Raw genomic sequence first — 16,197 nt, 5'->3', positions numbered from 1 at the left:
GGCGGTCGTGGCTCGGTCAGGCCGCCGCCACCGCCGGGGGCCGGGCGGCCTCCCCCTGTACGGGTCCCGCCCCCGGCCCGGGAGCCGTACGCGGGCGGTGGTGACGCGCCACCACGAGGCCGCCCAGCGCGAACAGCGCCATGGTCGCCGCCACGCTCCAGAACCCGGCGCCGAGCGAGGCCCCGGCGAAGTGGCCCACGACCGGCATGAGGGCCGCCGTGCCCAGGCCGATGGCGAGCAGCCGCAGGGACGCCATCTTGGCCTTGTCGCCCTCGGCCGCGTACTGCTGGAGCGAGGTCAGCAGCCAGGTGAGGCTGTTGAGGTTGGCGAAGCCCGCCAGGAAGAAGGCGGCGAAGTGCACCGCGCCCGATCCGCTCAGCGCCAGCAGGGCCGCCGCCGCGGCCTGGCCGAGCAGCCACACCGGCAGCAGACGCTGCGAGACCAGGTAGCGGGTCAGGAACGAGGCGCTGATCATTCCGGCCGCGAAGGTGGCCTCCAGGGCCGCCACGTACCATCCCCGGCCCTCGTGGAACTCGGCGGTCAGGGGGATGACCAGGGTGCTCAGGCCCTGGGCGAAGACGAAGTCCCCTCCGCACAGCACGATCATGAGGAAGACGGTCCGGTCGTCCCGGTGACGGACCAGCATCCGCCGCCACTCGCCCACCGTGCCCGCCACGGCCCGGGTCAGCAGGCGTGCGGAGACGGGCGGATTGCCCTCGTCCGCGGTCAGACGGATCCGGCTCACCACGAGGGCGCAGCACAGCGACATCAGGACGTCGATCATCAGGGCCTGCTCGGCGGTGCCCCAGGTCAGGATCAGGCCGAGGAGGGCCATTCCGCTCAGCGCACCGGCCTGGAAGGCCACGCCGATCAGGCTGTTGAAGCGGGTGGAGAGCTCCGGGTCCACGTGGTGCGCGGTCAGCTTGAACAGCGCCGACCGCTCGACGTTGTCGAAGACGGCCAGCAGCGCCGACGCCGCCACGATCCAGGGCACCGCCCCGGTCCCGGGTATCAGGGCCGCGGCGCCCACGATCAGCGCGACGGTGCCTGCCCGGCCCAGCCCGCACAGTGCGTACACCCGCTTGGAGTCGAGGGCGTCGACCAGCGGACCGCACACCGGCAGGACGCACAGGGCCGCCACGCCCTGGAGGGTCAGCACGAAAGCGAAGGCGGCCGGGCTGCCGGTACGGCCGTACAGCAGTTGCCCCATGGCGAGCGTGTGGATGCCCACGCCGACACTGGAGAGGGTGATCGCGCCCAGCATGGTGCGCGCGACCCGGTCGTTGCGGAGCATCAGCGCACCCCTTCCAGCCGGCGGTCGATGACGTTCTTGACCTTGCCGCTGACCGTGTTGCGCGGCAGGCCGCCCTCGGCGAGGCTGTCGATCCTCAGCTCGTACGCGTCCAGCGCGGCGTCGAAGTCCTGGTAGCCGCCCAGCACCGGGAACGCCTCGACCAGCAGCTCGCGCACGGCCCCGGTGTCCGGCGGGGAGGGGGCCTCGGTGCGCAGCGTCAGGATCTCCCGGCTGCCCTCGGTGGCCACCTCGATCTGGAGCTGCGAGACCCCGAAGGGGGCGAGGGCGTCGAAGACCTCGCCGTACAGCACCGTTTCGCCCTTGAAGCGGACCAGGCCGTCGGAGCGGCCCAGGTACTCCAGTACGCGCCCCGACACCCCGCAGGCGCAGCGGTGCTCGTACGTGCGGCCCATGTCGCCGATGCGGTAGCGGATCAGCGGGCCCTCGAACTTCTGCAGGCCCGTGACCAGCAGTTCGCCCGTGGTGCCGTCCGGGACGGGCCGGCCGGCCTCGTCCACGACCTCGATGAGGTTGTAGTCGTCGTTGACGTGGTGCACGGTCCCGCCGAGGAACCCGCACTGGTAGCCGAGCTGCGCGCCGTCGTTCGCGGCGAGGATGCTGGAGACGACACGGGCGCCCAGCTCCTGGCGCAGCCAGGTCTTGTCGGTCTCGGTCATCGGGGTGCCGCCGTAGATCACCTTCTCGACGCGCAGTTCGGGACGGCGCTTCTTGGCGTCGCGCAGCAGCGGCAGGATGAGGGCGGGCATCCCGAGGATCACGTTGGCGTCGAAGCGCCCGGTGAGCATCAGCAGATCGTCGACGGTCACGAACTGCGCGGTGGCGTACGACTCCACGGGCATCCGGGACAACTCGCTGAACGTGGTGGTCAGTCCGCCGTACATGCCGCCGCCGAACAGGGTGTTGATGACGCGGTCGCCCGGTTCGAGCCCGAGCGCGTACAGCATGGGGACGGCCTCGCGGACCATGTTGTCCCAGTCGGTGCGCGAGTAGACGATGTAGCGCGGCTCGCCGCTGGTCGCGCCCGAGCGCAGCACCTCCCCGGAGGCGGGGTCCCCACTGCTCAGGTCCCGGCTCGCGGGCAGCGAGTGCGCCTCCAGCGCGGCCTTCTCCAGGACGGGCAGCGCGGTGAGGTCGCCGTCCCCGGTGATGTCGGGCAGCTCCCGGTAGTACGGGGTGCGCCGGGCGCGCGCGACGAGGTAGCGCAGGCGGGCCGCGAGCCGGCCCGCGCGCTCGTCGTGGTCCTCGCTGCGGGCCTGGTCCAGGGAGACACCGGGCAGGTGCCGGAGCCGGAACAGCCCCTGCGTCCATCCGGCCCGGCAGTCCACGGCGAGGTCTGCGCCGTCGGGCAGTGCCGGGACGTCCAGCGGTTCCCCGGGCGCCTCGGCGCCGGGTCCGGTCACCTGGCCCGGCGGCAGCGGAACGCCGGCCTCCCGCAGCGCCGTCATCACCTGCTCCCACAGCTGCGGCCGCGCCGAACGCAGCGTCACCCGGTTGCCCAGGGCCCAGGCGAGCAGCAGACCGCGCAGGGTCGCCTCGGCCCGCCCGTCGTCGAGGACGACGGTGCCCGCCGGGCCCAGCTCCAGGACGTCGTCGCGGTCGGTCAGCGGCTGCCACGGGTACTGGCAGACCCCCCCGAGCAGCCGGTCCAGCCCCTCGAAGAGGCGGCCGCTGTCGAACCGGCGCAGCGGGTCGGTGACGCCGGCGTGCCGCAGCCGGGCGTCGAGCGGGGCGAGGGCGCCGGACGCGAGGGCGCGCTCGACGTGTTCGACGGCCAGCAGCAGGTCGGTGGGGTAGTGCCTCATGGTCATGTCCTCGTCGTAGGTGTGGGTGGCTGCTGTGCGTCTCACTGCCGTCCCCGTGCCTCGAGCCGCTCGGTGATCACCGTGGCGAGCCGGCGGACGCCCTCGTCGATCTGCTCCGCCGACGGGTACGAGAAGGACAGCCGCAGGTGCCGGGCGCCGCGGCCGTCCGCGTAGAAGCCGGTGCCGGGGACGAATGCGACGCCCGCCGCCAGCGCGTGGGGCAGCAGGTCCCGGGAGTCCAGGCCTTCGGGGAGCGTTATCCAGATGAAGAAGCCGCCGTCGGGCACGGTCCACGACACCCCGGCGGGCATCGAGGCGGTCAGGGCGCGCAGCATGGCGTCGCGCCGGGCGCGGTAACCGGCGCGGAAGCCGGCGAGCCGGTCCTGCCACGGCTGGGTGCGCAGGTAGCGGTCGACCGTCAGCTGGGCGAGCGCCGAGTGGGAGAGCATGGCGCTCTCGGCGGCGAGCACCAGCTTGCGGGTGAGGGCGGCGGGCGCGTGCACCCAGCCCACCCGCAGGCCCGGCGCGAGCGTCTTGGAGAACGACCCGAGGTAGACCACCCGCTCGGGGTCGTCGGCGCACAGGGCCCGCGACGGCTCGCCGTCGTAGTGCAGCAGTCCGTACGGGTTGTCCTCCACGACCACGACCCCGGCCCTGCGGCAGACCTCAAGGATCCGGGCGCGGCGGCCCGCGGGGAGGGTGGCGCCGGTGGGGTTCTGGAAGGTGGGGACGGTGTAGAAGAACTTCGCGGGGCGGCCCTCGGCCGCCAGCCGGCCCAGTGTCGCGGCCAGTTCGTCCGGGACCACACCGGCGCGGTCCATGGCGACCTGCACCACGCGGGCGCCGGCGGCCTTGAACGTTCCGAGTGCGGTGACGTAGGTGGGGCCTTCCGCGACGACGGTGTCCCCGGGGTCGAGCAGGACCCGGGCCAGCAGGTCCAGGGCCTGCTGGGACCCCACGGTGACCATGACGTCGTCCGGCCGGGCGGAGATCCCCTCGAGCGCCATGACGGAGCAGATGCGTTCCCGCAGGCCCGGATCGCCCTGCGCCGCCCCGTACTGGAGCGCCGTCGGGCCGTGCTCGCGCACCACGTCGGCGACCGTCTCGGCCATGACCTGCTGCGGGAGGGCGCGGACGTCGGGCATGCCGCCGGCGAGCGAGACGATGCCGGGCAGGGCCGCCACGCTGAAGAGGGAGCGGACCTCGGAGGGGACCATGGCGTGGGCGCCGCGGGAGAAGTACCGCTCCCAGGGCACCGGCCCGCCGTGCCGCGCGGGCGGCGGCACCATGCGTACGGTCGGTTCCGGTTTCGGTTCCGTGGTCAGGCGCATCACTGTCTCCTGGGGTGGGAAGGGCGGGTTTCTTCGCCCGCGGTGGCGTCGGTGGTCCCGGCCGACGTCAGGAGCCCCACCGTGTAGTCGCGCAGGACCCGGTCCTGCCGTGCGTGCAGCAGCGTCACGTCCCTGCGCGGACCGTCCGGGTCCCGGGTGACCAGGCACGCGGCCTGGCGGCGCAGGGTGTACGGGCGGGCTGCCGTGGCGTGGAAGGCGGCGGGGTCCGCGCGGGCCAGTTCGGCCCACTCCCGCTGGCCCTCGCCCAGTGCCGTACGGGCCAGGCCCAGCAGGTCGGAGGCGCACGGTCCGGGGCGGATCCCGGCCGGTTCGATCCCGCCGGCCGTCGTGGTGAGGTCCACGCAGAGGGGACCGTCCGCGGACCCGTGCTCCGCCAGCGCCGCCAGGGCGGTCTCGACGGCCCAGTCCTGCTCCGCCCCCCGGCGGGGCAGGAGGAGGGCTCCGGGGAACTCACACAGGTCCGCCGGGGTCCCCCGTACGCTCCAGATGGCGCAGATCCGGTGGGTGGAGCCGAGCGTCACGACGCTGATGTGCAGTCCGGTTCGGACGTGTGCCATGGGGCCCTCGATCGCTCAGGGGGTGCTCAGGGGGTGCTCAGGGAGTGGGTCCGGCGGACCGCTCCGGGGCGTCGCGGCCCAGCCGGACGACCGCCTTGCCGGTGTTCTCGCCGCGCAGCATCCCGAGGAAGGCGTCGACGGTCCTCTCGAAGCCCTCGGTGACGTGCAGCCGGTCGGTGACGCGGCCGGAGCGCAGGTGCGGGACCAGGAACCGCTCCAGCTCCGCCTGTGCGTCGCGGTGGCGGGAGACGAGGAAGCCCTCCAGCCGGATGCTCTTCTCCACGAGGTCGAAGAGGTTGCGGGGGGCCGCCGGGGCGGAGCCCGCGTTGTACTGCGCGACGGCTCCGCACCAGGCGATCCGCCCGTCCTCGCGCATCGCCCCGATCGCCGCCTCCAGGTGTGCGCCGCCCACGTTGTCGACGTAGACGTCGATGCCGTCGGGGGCCGTCCGGGCCAGCTGGTCGGGCAGCGAGGGGCCGGCGCGGTGGTCGAAGGCCGCGTCGTAGCCGAGTTCCTCCGTCAGCAGGCGGACCTTCGCCGGGGATCCGGCGCTGCCGACGATCCGGCCCGCGCCGAGGAGCCGCGCCAGCCGGCCGGCCGCCGTGCCGACACCGCCCGCGGCGGCGGAGACGTAGACCGTCTCGCCGGCCCGCAGCCGGGCGATGCGGGTCAGGGCGACGTACGCCGTGAGGCCCGTGCCGCCGAGCAGGCCGAGGAAGGACTCGGTGGCGACCCCCTCGTACCGGGGCAGGACACGCGCCTCGGCCGCGGCCAGGACGGCGTGGGTCCGCCAGCCCTCCCGGTGGAACACCAGCGTCCCCACGGGGAGTCCGGCGCTGCCGGACTCCACGACCCGCCCGATCGAACGGCCTTCCAGCGGAGCGCCCAGCTCCCACTCGGCGTCCATGCACTCGCGCATGTACGGGTCCACGGAGAGCCAGAGGTTCTCCACCAGGACCTCGTCCTCGGCCGGCGCCGCCAGGGGCAGTTCGGCCTCGGCGAAGTCCTCGGGTACGGGCATGCCGCGGGGCCGGCGGCGTTGCGTGATCACCCGCGTGGTGCGGACCGGGGCGTTCATGCCGCCACCCGCGTGGCCGGGGCGGTGCGCACGGAGACGGCGCGGGCGCACTCCCGCAGGAAGCGGCGCAGTTCGGCCGCGTCGGTGTGGGAGGCCTCGATGAACACCGGCACCTCCCACTCCTGGTACGTGATGTGACGCGGCGTCTCCTGCTCCGGCGCGAGGACGTGCAGTCCGTCCAGGCACGGATGGGTCCTGATCCAGTCCGGTACGTCGATCGTCCGTACGCCGCCGGCCGCCAGGTGATGGCCGGGGAAGGCGATCCAGCCGTGGTGGCGGCCGCTGGGCGGACCGGCCGGCGGGCGCTCCAGGCCGAGCCGGACGGCGATCTCGTGCGAGGGCAGGTGCACCCCGGTGTGCAGCTCGTGCGTGGAGACCACGGCGGCGCCGCCGACCCGGTTGGCCACCTCCAGGAAGACCAGCTCGCCGCCGGGTGTCTCGAAGAACTCCAGGTGGACGCAGCCCTCCTCGATCCCGAGGACCGCCACCACCTGCTCGGCCAGGGCCCGCTGGGCGGGCGTGCACGGCTCCTGGTGCGAGCCGAGCGGGGCGCCCTGCGCGTACTCGACCGGCTTGTTGACGTAGCGGCTGACCGCCAGATCGACCAGCCGGCCGCCCTCGACCAGCCCGTCGGCGTGCAGGATGTCGCCGTCGATGTGCTCCTCCAGCTGGAACTCCCCGGCGTCGGTGAGGCGTGCGTACGCGTCGAGCGCCTCACGGGCCGTCGCGTGGATGGAGACGTCCTCGCTGGAGGCGCCCTGGCGCGGCTTGAGGACCGTACGCCCGGCCCACGGCAGCGTGCCGTCCGGCGCGGGCCCCGCGACGAAGCGCGGGTGGCGCAGGTCCGAGCCGGCCAGCGCCTCCTTCATCCGGACCTTGTCCCGGACCCGCTCGACGGCGGCGAGGTCAGGGCCGTCGATACCGAGGTGCTCGCGGACGTGGCAGGCCTCGATGATGCCGAACTCGGAGAGCGCGAGCACCTTCTCGTAGCCGTCGTCGGGCGAGGTGCGGGCACGGATGCCGGCGACCAGGTCCTCGTCGGCGTCGAGGACGATGCGCCGGGCCGGCAGGCCCTCGGGGAGGTCGGCCATCCGGTGCGGGTGCCCGATGTACGTCACCTCGTGGCGGTCGTGGTCGATGCCGCGCTCGTAGCCGATCTTCCGGTACGGCACCTGGTGAATGACGAGGATCTTCATCCGAGATACTCCAAGGTCGTGATGCCCCAGCTGAAGCCCATGGCGCTGGTGGCGAGCATGATCAGGTCGCCGTGGCGCAGCCGGTCCCCGCGTTCGAGGTCCTTCAGGGCGATGAGGGTGTCCGCACCGCCCATGTGGGCCAGCCGGTCGTAGTTGAAGACGCTCCGTGCGGCCGGGATGCCCAGGGTGTCCAGCAGCCGCCGGTGCATGTCCTGGTCGCCGTGGTTGACGAGGAAGTGGGAGACGTCGTCCGTCGTGATGCCGAGCGCGCTCAGCGTCTCGTCCACCAGGGCGGTGAAGTGCCGTACGTAGGCGTCCGCGAGGCCCTTGCGGTGCGGGCCCCGCCGGATCAGGACGCGGGAGCCGGCAGGTTCCCCGGCGTAGTAGTCGGACCAGCCGCCGTCGGTGCGCATGGTGGAGTGGACGACACGGAAACGACTCGGACCGCCGCCCAGCAGCACCGCCGCAGCCGCATCACCGAAGTTGAACAGAGCCTTGGAATCCGGGTCACGGTAGTCGACCATCCGGCTGAGCCGGTCCCCGACGAGGACCAGTGCGTACGTGTTCTCGTCCAGGGCCCCCGCGGTGGTCAGGAGCCTGATGGCGGTCATTCCGGCGTTGCAGAAGTTCGCCACTTCGAAGCAGTGGGCGCCGTCGATGCCGAGGGCGTGGGCCACCTTGGCCGCGGGCGACCAGAAGGGGCGGTCCCACGCGCCGGACCCGGCGTAGACGACCTGCCGGATCCGCTCCGGCGGCACGCCGGTCCGCTCCAGCACCGTCCGGGCGGCCGCCAGGGCGAGCTCCCAGGCCTGCTCCCCGTCCGCGAGCACCGGGAAGGTCTCGCAGTGCGTGATCCGGGCGAGGTCCGCGACGGGGACGCCGGAGGCGGCGGACATGTCGCGGATGTCGGCCCTCGCGGACGGGAAGGAGACGTCGAAGTCGGCTATGCCGCCCACGTCTCGCCCTCTTCGATGCTCACGCGGTGCACGGTCCGCGTGGCACCGGGCTCGACGGCGGTGGCCGCGTGGTAGGTCGTCGCCGTCTTCCACACCACCAGGTCGTTGGTCGTCCAGCGGTGGGTGTAGACGTGCTCGGGGTCCTGGATGAGCCGGTCGATGAGGGCGAAGAACTCGGCGTTCTCGTTGGCGTCGAAGCCGACGACGGAGTCCATGTACTCGGGGGCGCCGTAGAGGTAGGGGCGGCCGGTGACCGGGTCCTGCTTGACCAGCGGGTGCTCGGTCGGCGGGTACTCCATCTCGACCAGTGCCTTGAGCTCGGCGATGGAGAGCCCGGCGTGCTCGGGCGAGATCCGCTGCCGCTTGCTCACGGTGTGCAGGGCGGTGCGGCCGGCGATCTTCTCCTTCCACTCCTGGGGAAGGCGGTCGTAGACGTCGAGGGCGCTGGCGTACAGGGTGTGGCCGCTGGTGGCGGGCACGTCCACGCCGTGCAGCATCGTGTAGGGCGCCGGGTCCTTCATGTACGAGGAGTCCTGGTGCCAGAAGTTGCCGACGCGGGCGACGCCCACCGGGCGGTTCGCCTTCATGGCGTTGGAGGAGATCATGATCTCCGGGTGGTCGGGGTGGCGGTACTTCGCCATGAGGAAGGGCACGGGCCGGCCGATGCGGGAGGCCAGCTCGATCTGCTGCTCGGGGGTGATGTCCAGACCGCGGACGACCACAAGCTCGCGGCGGTGCACGGCGTCGACGAGCCGGGCGAAGATTTCCGGGTCCTGGAGGTCCTCGTAGCCGACACCGGTCAGCTCCGAGCCGATGAACGGGGTGATTTCCTTGATCTGCACGAGCGGATCTCCTTGATGCACGAAGTGCGACGAGAATGGAATGGCGGAATTGACTGTTGCGCTATCGGAGGTCGTCGAGGCACGCGCGCAGCGCACGGACGAATCCCTCGATGTCCGCGCGGGTACGGAACGGCGCGACCGTCACCCGGAAGCGCTCGCCCCCCTTCGCCACGGACGGGAAGTTGATGGGCTGGACGTAGATGCCGTACTCGTCCAGCAGGCGGCGGGAGATTCTCTTGACCCGCTCGCCTCCCGGGACCAGCACCGGGACCAGGTGGGTGGGGGCGTCGATGAAGTCGATACGGGCCTCGCGCAGGAGGCTGCGCATCAGCGCGGCGTTCTCCCGGAGTTTCAGGCGGAGTTCGGCTCCCGCCGCCCCCTGGATGACGTCGAGGCTCCGCAGGGTGGCGTCCAGGCTCGAACGGGGAATCGTGGTCGTGAAGATGAAGCCGGGCGCGTGCGACCGGACGTAGTCGAGGGCGGTGTCGGGGCCGGCGACGTAGCCGCCGGTCGTGCCGACGGCCTTTCCGAAGACACCTTGGACGAAGGTCGCCCGGTGTTCTCCGATCTCCTCGCATATTCCGGCCCCCGAAGGGCCGTTCACACCGATCGCGTGCGTCTCGTCAAGATAGGTCATGGCATTGTGACGCTCGGCCAGATCACAGATCTCGGTGATCGGCGCGATGTCACCGTCCATTGAATAGACCGATTCGAAGACGATCAACTTCGGCTGTTCCACCGGGTATTGACCCAGCATGTCGTCCAGCGCGGCGATATCGTTGTGCGGGAATATGTGCCGGCGGTTCTTGGACGCACGGATTCCCTCGATCAGTGACCGGTGGTTGAGCGAGTCCGAGAAGACCACCATGTCCGGTACGGCGGCGAGCAGCGTGGTCAGAGTTTCGAAGTTGGCGACGTATCCGCTGGTGAATATCAGGGCGCGGGCTTTTCCGTGCCAGGCCGCCAGCCGCGTCTCCAGCTCGACGTGCGCCTCGCTGGTCCCCGCGATGTTGCGGGAACCGCCGTTGCCCGTGCCGTGCTGCAGGGTCGAGGCGACCTGAGCGTGCATGACCTGCGTGTTCTGGCTCATGCCCAGGTAGTCGTTGGTGCACCAGACCTGGACGCGCGCCCCCCGGTGCATCGCGTGACCGGGCTGCTCGGCCAGGTACGAACAGGGGGTGAATTCTCGGTACAGACCCGAGCTCCTCAGGTCTGCCAGGCGCTCCTCCAGCCCGTCGAAGACCGACATGGGCCGTGCAGATACGGGAAGGGCGGACATGTCTCTCCTGTAACTAGAATTTAATGATCCAGGGACGAGGCAGGGTGTCTGCCGGCCCGGTCAGCCCCACTGCGAGTCGCTCTCCAGGGCGGCGGTGACGACGTCTTCCTGCGGTGCGGATTCACCGCTCGCGACCACGCCGAGAGTCGCGAGAACCGTGACTGCGAGTGCACCGATGAGCTGCTGGAAAGTCGTCTTGAACATTGGTTCCCCCTGATGAGTGCTGCACGGCCGGGTTTCTCCGGCCCGTGACAGGAATCATGTGCCGGGCTTCTCGCCGAACACAGGGATTTCCGGGAGCATGATCACGCAATGCAGAGACTTGAAGGATGGCTAAATGTGCGTGAAACCGGACAGAGGGGTACGTGTTCCACCCGTCGAGCTCTGCAGTGAGGGACTGGCCTCCTACGAGGCGGCCGTCCGCGGCGACCTCCCGGACCGCGACTGCCCGCAGTGCCTGCTGGACCTGGGCCTGCTGCGGGCCTTGCCCGACGGCCGGCTGATACCCCTGCCCCCGGGCCTCGCGGCCAACGCCGTCATGCGGCCGCTGGAGACCGACATCGAGGAGAAGCAGCGCGCGCTGGCGGCTGCCCGGGTCGCCATGCACCAGGCGGAGGAGGTCTACCGCGCGCACACCGGCACCGGCACCGGCACCGGCATCCGCGCGATCAGCGGTGCGGACGCCATCAGCGCCACGCTGTCCTCGGTGGTGCAGTCCTGCGAGGAGGAACTGCTGACCGCCCAGCCGGGCGGCGGCCGGCCGGCGGAGCTGCTGGAGAAGGCCCTCGCCAGCGACGTGGCCGCCCTGGAACGCGGCATCCGCCAGCGCACCATCTACCAGCACACCGTCCGCTCGCACGCGCCGACGCTCGCCTACGTCGAGCAGATCTCGGTCGCCGGCGCCGAAGTCCGCACCCTGGACGAGGTGTTCGACCGGCTGATCGTGTGCGACCGGAAGATCGCCTTCGTCCCCGACCCGGGCGAGGAACGCCAGCAGCTCGCGCTGGTCATCGAGCACCCCGGGATGATCCGCTACCTCGTCGGCATCTTCGACAAGTCGTGGGAGCGCGCCGCGCCCCTGCGGCACACCCCGACCGAACACCGCCCGCCCCTGCTCACCGACGAGACCCGCCGGGCGGTCCTGCACCTGATGGTGAACGGCTACACCGACGAGACCATCGCCGGCCGTCTCGGCATGAGCGCCCGTACCGTGGCCACCCACGTCCGCAAGGCCTCGGAGCAGCTGGGCAGCCGCAGCCGCGCCCAGCTCGCGTACCTCATCGCGCGCAGCGGCATCCTGGACGAGGACCTGTACGCCCCCGCTCCCCGCCGTCCCTGACCCGGCCGGACCGGCCCGGCGCGCGTCCGCCTCAGCGTGTCGGCGCGGGGGTGGGCGGTGGCGCCAGGAGGATGTGGCGGACGTTGCCCGGGAGCTGCCGCGAGTACCGTGGGAGGGGCATCCGGGCCGCACCGGCGGATGGGGATGACAGGCGTGTCGACATCGAGTCACGAAACATTCGGCGCACCCTGCTGGGTGAGTCTCATGGCCCGCGACGTCGGTGCCGCGCAGGCCTTCTACAGCGCGGTCCTCGGCTGGCGCTTCGGCGGCGACCGGCTCGGCGGGGGTTTCGTCGTCGGCTTCAGCGACGGGATCCCGGTGGCCGGCCTCGGTGCCGTGCCCGCCGGTGTCACCGTCCCCGTCGCCTGGACCCCGTACTTCGCCGTCGACGACGCCGACGCCACCGCCTCGCGCATCCTGGAGCGCAGCGGGACCGTCGCCGTCGGCCCCCTCGCCTTCGGTACCGGACGGGCGGCGCTCGCCTCCGACCTCGACGGCGCGGTCTTCGGGATCTGGCAGGGCGACGCCATCCCCGACTGGGGTATGGGCGGCGAGGCCGCGCCGGCCTGGCTCGAACTGCGCACCCGGAACGCCTTCGACGCCGCCATCTTCTACGGCGAGGTCCTGGAATGGGCCTGTGCCCAGGCCGGGTGCTGCGAGGTCGCCTATGTGGAGGAGGACAACCGCATCCTGCTCCGCCACGGGGGCCGTACGGTGGCCCGCCTGCACGGCGGCACGCTCGCGCAGGCCCCCGACCCGTCACTGCGGCCGCGCTGGCATGTCCACTTCCGGGTGCCCGACCTGGAGACCGCGGTGAAGGCCGCGACCGGGCTGGGCGGCAGCACCGTGTCCGTGGCGGACTCCGGGCCCGGCCCGCACGAGATCACCCTGCGGGACCCCGAAGGCGCGCTCTTCGGCATCGTCGGGCCGGACGACTCCGTGCCCTTCTGATCCCCAGCCCCGTCCCCTCGTCCCCCGGTCCCCGTGGGCACCCTGCCGGGGCCGGCGACCGGGCAGGTGACACCGCCTCCGCGGCGTCACCTGGAGGGCCCAGCTGAACAGGCGGTTCCGGTTCGGGTCTGGATCCAATGGCAGGGCGTGGCCGACCCGCCGCGCCCCCGCCCCTCCCCCTGCCCCGTCGTCCCCGGGAGTGCCATGAGTGAGCCGACCCCGTCCCCAGGCGACCCGCCCGGCGCGGCGCCGACCGCGCCTGCGACCGTGGGACCGGGCGGCGGATCCCGTGGGGGGCGCATCGCGAAAAGCGCCGTCTCGGCGGTACTGATCACGCTGACGTGCATCCTCGTACCGGTCTCGCTGCTCACCGTCTGGGTGCACGACATCGTGCTGGACACCGACCGGTACGTCTCCACGGTCGAGCCGCTCGCCTCGAACCCGGCGATCGAGGAGGCCGCCGTCCACCGCATCGCGGAGGCGGCCGACGTACGGGTGGACGGCTCCCAGGTCACGGCCGACCTGGCGAAGTGGCTGGAGGCACAGGGGCTGCCGCCGCGCGTGGGCGCGGCGGTCAAGGCGCTGGGCCCGCAGCTGGACTCGGCCGCCGACCAGGTCGTCACCAAGGTGGCGACCCGGTTCGTCGAGAGCGACCGCTTCGAGAACGTGTGGACCGTCGCCAACCGCGCCGCCCACAACGCCGTGGTGCACGCGCTCACCGGCGAGGGCCGCGGTGCGGTCGGGGTCGACGGCGGCACCGTCACCCTCGACGTCGGTGAGGCCGTCGAGAAGGTCAAGGAGGAGCTGGTGGCCGCCGGGGTCTCCCCGGCGGAGAAGATCCCCGAGGTCAAGAAGCAGATGGTGCTCTTCCAGAGCGACAAGCTGGGGCAGATCAGGGGCGCCGTCCACCTCCTCGACGTCCTCGGCAACTGGCTGCCGGTCCTCACGGTCGTTCTCGGCGCGGCCGGGGTGCTGCTCGCCCGGCGCCGGCGCCGGGCCCTGGTGACCACCGCGCTGTGCGCCGCCTTCGCCTGCCTGCTCGTCGCCATCGCCCTGGCCGTGGGCCGCCGTTACTACCTCGACCACCTCCCCCCGGAGGTCCAGTCGCCGGCTGCGGCGGCGGCCGTCTTCGACACGCTGGTGCGCTTCCTGCGGGTCAGCCTGCGGACCGCGATCGTCCTCGGCATCGTCGTGGCGCTCGGCGCCTACCTGTCGGGAGCCGGCCGTCTGCCGCGCGGCGTGCGCGGCAGGGCCGACCGTACGGCCGACTCCGCGGCGCTCTGGGGTGCCGGGCACGGGGTGCGCACCGGCGGTACCGGCCGGTGGGTCCAGGCACACCGTCGGGCGCTCACCGTGGGCGCGCTGGTCGTTGTCGCGCTCGTGTTCGCGCTGTGGAACCACCCGACCGTGCTGACGGTGCTGCTGCTGGTGCTGATCCTGCTCGTGGTGCTCGCCGTACTGGCCCTGCTGGCCGCGGGCGGCCGCGTCGCCGACGGGCCCGGCGACCGGCCGGAGCAGCGCGAATGAGCCCGGCGGGCCCCGCCCCGGGCGGGGCGGGGCCTGCCGGGCCGGTGCGGCTCAGGCCAGGATCCTGGCTTTGGCCCGGTCGAACTCCTCCTGGCTGAGGTCGCCCTTGTCCTTGAGCGCGGAGAGTTTGCTCAGCTCGTCCGCTCCACCGCCGCCACCGCCGACGGCCGCCTGCTGGACGTACGAGCGGAAGGCCGCCTCGTTCTCCTTCATCTGCTTCGCGTCCCGCTCGTGCATGCTGCGGCCGCGCGCGATCACGTAGACGAACACGCCGAGGAAGGGCACCAGCAGCACAAGAATGAGCCATCCGGCCTTCCCCCAGCCGTGCAGGCTGTGGTCACGGAAGATATCCGTGATGATTTTGAAGAGCAGGAAGAACCACATGACCCACAGGAAGAACCACAGCATCGTCCAGAAGAGGTTGAGAAGTGGATAGTCGTCCATACCCGACTCCGATCATGCACGTGTTACTTCATTGATACAGGCGGGTCGGTTGCTCCGCATGCGGAGCGAATGCGGCATCTTTTGCACCCTTACGCGGGACAGCGCGATGATGAAGGCATGAAATCGCCTTCCGCCGTTCATGAGGAAGGCGCGTTCCACCGACGGGGAACAGCCGATGGTGCTTGACCTGATCGTCATCGGGTTGATGATCGCGCTCAATCCGCTGCCCATCATGGCCTTCGTGCTGGTGGTGTCCGCGCCCGGGGGCGTGTGGAAGGGGCTCGCCTTCATCCTCGCCTGGCTGGGCTGCCTCGTCGCCGTGATCGCCATCGTCCTGCTCGTCACCGGGGGCCAGCCCCCGCCGCCGCGTTCCCCGCCGTCCACCGCCGGGCTTGCGGTCCGACTGGCCATCGGCATCGGGCTGGTGGCGTACGCCGAGCACCGGCGCCGGCGGCGCCCCGTGGCGGGTGCCGCCCGGAAGTCCGGAGGGTCCCGGTCCCGCTCCGCGGAGGAGCCGAGCGCGCTTTCCCGGATGGACCGGACGTCCGTGTGGTCCGCGGCCGGGCTCGGGGTGCTCCTCCAGCCGTGGGGCATGGTCGCCGCGGCCGGCACCACGGTCCTCCAGGCGGACCTCTCCCACAGCGCCACCTATCTGGCCCTGATCGGCTTCTGCCTCCTGGCCACCTCCACCCTGCTGGCGATGGAGCTGTACATGGTGTTCGCCCCGGAGCGGGCCGCACGGGCGCTGACGGGCATGCGGGCGTGGCTGTCGGACCACAAGGACCCGGCGATCGTCCTCGGCTGCCTCGTCCTCGGCGTGTGGCTGGCCGCCAGGAGCCTCTACGACCTCACCCGCTGACGGCCGGAGCGCGGTACGCCCGCCGCTCCGGTCGCCGGATGCGGCGGGTGCCGTTCTCCTGAAGGCATGGAACGCAATGCCGCCCACCGCCGCCGACGCGTCCTGCTGGGCCACTGTGTGCGCGGGACCGGCTCGGTGGTGCTGCTCACGGCGCTGTACTTTCTGGCGCCCCTGGAGGGCGGGTTCGGCGTCCTGACGGTCCTCACGCTCGTGCTGGGGCTGGTCGCGTTCGGCCTGCTGACGGCCTGGCAGGTCACCGCCATCACCCGGGCGGAGTATCCGCGGCTGAGCGCGCTCGAAGCCATGGCCACCGCCGTCCCGCTGTTCCTGTTCGTCTTCTCCGCCACGTACTTCATGCTCTCGGAGAGCATTCCGGCCACCTTCTCGGAGGCCCTGACCCGCACGGACGCCCTCTACTTCACGGTGACGGTGTTCGCCACCGTGGGCTTCGGGGACATCGTCCCCGTGACCGGGACCGGGCGGGTGCTGACCACCGTGCAGATGATCGCCGACCTGGTCGTGGTGGGCGTGATCGCCAAGGCCCTCTTCGGCGCGATGAAGATCGGGATGCGCAGGCGGGGCGGTGAGCGACACGGGGGACCCCCGTTCGTGGACGACGAGGATGCCTGAGCGGGTGACCCGGCCCCGCGGAGAAGGCCCCGCCCGAGGTACCGGACGGGGCCTTCCGCGCAGCAGGAGC

16 protein-coding genes are annotated in these 16,197 nt (G+C 71.9%); 5 read left to right on the top strand and 11 right to left on the bottom strand.

The window, feature by feature from the left end; translation table 11 throughout:
* Positions 1 to 16: 16 nt before the first annotated feature.
* The 10 genes from NRK68_RS17830 to NRK68_RS17785 form a co-directional block, all read right to left on the bottom strand.
* Positions 17 to 1,294, bottom strand: a complete 1,278-nt coding sequence (locus NRK68_RS17830; protein WP_183066514.1) for an MFS transporter — start codon at positions 1,292 to 1,294, stop codon at positions 17 to 19.
* Entirely contained in the window at positions 1,294 to 3,162 is a 1,869-nt protein-coding gene (locus NRK68_RS17825) for a phenylacetate--CoA ligase family protein (RefSeq protein WP_257856198.1), read from the bottom strand. Before NRK68_RS17825 ends, NRK68_RS17830 begins: the two co-directional genes overlap by 1 nt.
* Complete coding sequence (locus tag NRK68_RS17820) at positions 3,159 to 4,448, bottom strand: aminotransferase-like domain-containing protein (RefSeq protein WP_257856197.1); 1,290 nt, start codon at positions 4,446 to 4,448, stop codon at positions 3,159 to 3,161. Before NRK68_RS17820 ends, NRK68_RS17825 begins: the two co-directional genes overlap by 4 nt.
* Positions 4,448 to 5,026 carry a hypothetical protein gene (locus NRK68_RS17815; protein ID WP_183066513.1) on the bottom strand — a complete coding sequence of 193 codons (579 nt, stop codon included), beginning with the start codon at positions 5,024 to 5,026 and terminating at the stop codon, positions 4,448 to 4,450. Before NRK68_RS17815 ends, NRK68_RS17820 begins: the two co-directional genes overlap by 1 nt.
* Before the next feature lie 37 nt (positions 5,027 to 5,063).
* Positions 5,064 to 6,104 carry an MDR family NADP-dependent oxidoreductase gene (locus tag NRK68_RS17810; protein WP_183066512.1) on the bottom strand — a complete coding sequence of 347 codons (1,041 nt, stop codon included), beginning with the start codon at positions 6,102 to 6,104 and terminating at the stop codon, positions 5,064 to 5,066.
* Entirely contained in the window at positions 6,101 to 7,300 is a 1,200-nt protein-coding gene (locus NRK68_RS17805) for an ATP-grasp domain-containing protein (protein ID WP_257856196.1), read from the bottom strand. Before NRK68_RS17805 ends, NRK68_RS17810 begins: the two co-directional genes overlap by 4 nt.
* The gene (locus NRK68_RS17800) at positions 7,297 to 8,256 is read right to left on the bottom strand and encodes a 3-oxoacyl-ACP synthase III family protein (RefSeq protein WP_257856195.1); all 960 of its coding nucleotides are present in this window, start codon (positions 8,254 to 8,256) and stop codon (positions 7,297 to 7,299) included. Before NRK68_RS17800 ends, NRK68_RS17805 begins: the two co-directional genes overlap by 4 nt.
* Positions 8,244 to 9,098 carry a TauD/TfdA dioxygenase family protein gene (locus tag NRK68_RS17795; RefSeq protein WP_183066509.1) on the bottom strand — a complete coding sequence of 285 codons (855 nt, stop codon included), beginning with the start codon at positions 9,096 to 9,098 and terminating at the stop codon, positions 8,244 to 8,246. Before NRK68_RS17795 ends, NRK68_RS17800 begins: the two co-directional genes overlap by 13 nt.
* A 61-nt stretch (positions 9,099 to 9,159) precedes the next feature.
* Complete coding sequence (gene hemA, locus NRK68_RS17790; RefSeq protein WP_183066508.1) at positions 9,160 to 10,377, bottom strand: 5-aminolevulinate synthase; 1,218 nt, start codon at positions 10,375 to 10,377, stop codon at positions 9,160 to 9,162.
* A 60-nt stretch (positions 10,378 to 10,437) separates the two neighbouring features.
* Positions 10,438 to 10,581: a hypothetical protein gene (locus NRK68_RS17785; RefSeq protein WP_183066507.1), complete on the bottom strand. Its 144-nt coding sequence runs from the start codon at positions 10,579 to 10,581 to the stop codon at positions 10,438 to 10,440.
* Positions 10,582 to 10,720: 139 nt separating this feature from the next.
* Here NRK68_RS17785 and NRK68_RS17780 point away from each other — a divergent pair, with 139 nt between their 5' ends.
* From NRK68_RS17780 to NRK68_RS17770, 3 genes are all read left to right on the top strand, one after another.
* Positions 10,721 to 11,716 (top strand): LuxR C-terminal-related transcriptional regulator, encoded by a 996-nt coding sequence (locus NRK68_RS17780; protein WP_257856193.1) that lies wholly within the window; start codon positions 10,721 to 10,723, stop codon positions 11,714 to 11,716.
* 204 nt (positions 11,717 to 11,920) lie between these two features.
* The gene (locus NRK68_RS17775) at positions 11,921 to 12,667 is read left to right on the top strand and encodes a VOC family protein (RefSeq protein ID WP_183066505.1); all 747 of its coding nucleotides are present in this window, start codon (positions 11,921 to 11,923) and stop codon (positions 12,665 to 12,667) included.
* 204 nt (positions 12,668 to 12,871) lie between these two features.
* Positions 12,872 to 14,194, top strand: a complete 1,323-nt coding sequence (locus NRK68_RS17770; protein WP_257856192.1) for a hypothetical protein — start codon at positions 12,872 to 12,874, stop codon at positions 14,192 to 14,194.
* Positions 14,195 to 14,245: 51 nt separating this feature from the next.
* Here NRK68_RS17770 and NRK68_RS17765 read toward each other — a convergent pair whose 3' ends face one another.
* On the bottom strand, positions 14,246 to 14,638 hold the full coding sequence (locus NRK68_RS17765; protein WP_183066504.1) for an SHOCT domain-containing protein: 393 nt from the start codon (positions 14,636 to 14,638) through the stop codon (positions 14,246 to 14,248).
* Positions 14,639 to 14,813: 175 nt separating this feature from the next.
* Between NRK68_RS17765 and NRK68_RS17760 the strand changes: the two genes are divergently transcribed.
* Both NRK68_RS17760 and NRK68_RS17755 read left to right on the top strand, forming a co-directional pair.
* A complete protein-coding gene (locus tag NRK68_RS17760) occupies positions 14,814 to 15,497 on the top strand; it encodes a GAP family protein (protein ID WP_183066503.1) in 684 nt (227 codons plus the stop codon).
* 66 nt (positions 15,498 to 15,563) lie between these two features.
* Positions 15,564 to 16,127, top strand: a complete 564-nt coding sequence (locus tag NRK68_RS17755; RefSeq protein WP_183066502.1) for a potassium channel family protein — start codon at positions 15,564 to 15,566, stop codon at positions 16,125 to 16,127.
* Positions 16,128 to 16,197: the final 70 nt, after the last annotated feature.

Source organism: Streptomyces yangpuensis, assembly GCF_024666385.1.
Classification (GTDB): domain Bacteria; phylum Actinomycetota; class Actinomycetes; order Streptomycetales; family Streptomycetaceae; genus Streptomyces; species Streptomyces yangpuensis.
The sequence above is the reverse complement of the archived record's forward strand: the minus strand, read 5'-3'. Positions and strand labels throughout refer to the sequence as shown.

Excerpts from the sequence above, each read along its gene's own strand:
- NRK68_RS17830 (WP_183066514.1), bottom strand. The coding sequence starts at position 1,294 with ATGCTCCGCAACGACCGGGTCGCGCGCACCATGCTGGGCGCGATCACC.
- NRK68_RS17820 (WP_257856197.1), bottom strand. The coding sequence starts at position 4,448 with ATGCGCCTGACCACGGAACCGAAACCGGAACCGACCGTACGCATGGTG.
- NRK68_RS17815 (WP_183066513.1), bottom strand. The coding sequence starts at position 5,026 with ATGGCACACGTCCGAACCGGACTGCACATCAGCGTCGTGACGCTCGGC.
- NRK68_RS17810 (WP_183066512.1), bottom strand. The coding sequence starts at position 6,104 with ATGAACGCCCCGGTCCGCACCACGCGGGTGATCACGCAACGCCGCCGG.
- NRK68_RS17805 (WP_257856196.1), bottom strand. The coding sequence starts at position 7,300 with ATGAAGATCCTCGTCATTCACCAGGTGCCGTACCGGAAGATCGGCTAC.
- hemA (WP_183066508.1), bottom strand. The coding sequence starts at position 10,377 with ATGTCCGCCCTTCCCGTATCTGCACGGCCCATGTCGGTCTTCGACGGG.
- NRK68_RS17785 (WP_183066507.1), bottom strand. The coding sequence starts at position 10,581 with ATGTTCAAGACGACTTTCCAGCAGCTCATCGGTGCACTCGCAGTCACG.
- NRK68_RS17775 (WP_183066505.1), top strand. The coding sequence starts at position 11,921 with ATGGCCCGCGACGTCGGTGCCGCGCAGGCCTTCTACAGCGCGGTCCTC.
- NRK68_RS17770 (WP_257856192.1), top strand. The coding sequence starts at position 12,872 with ATGAGTGAGCCGACCCCGTCCCCAGGCGACCCGCCCGGCGCGGCGCCG.
- NRK68_RS17765 (WP_183066504.1), bottom strand. The coding sequence starts at position 14,638 with ATGGACGACTATCCACTTCTCAACCTCTTCTGGACGATGCTGTGGTTC.
- NRK68_RS17760 (WP_183066503.1), top strand. The coding sequence starts at position 14,814 with ATGGTGCTTGACCTGATCGTCATCGGGTTGATGATCGCGCTCAATCCG.
- NRK68_RS17755 (WP_183066502.1), top strand. The coding sequence starts at position 15,564 with ATGGAACGCAATGCCGCCCACCGCCGCCGACGCGTCCTGCTGGGCCAC.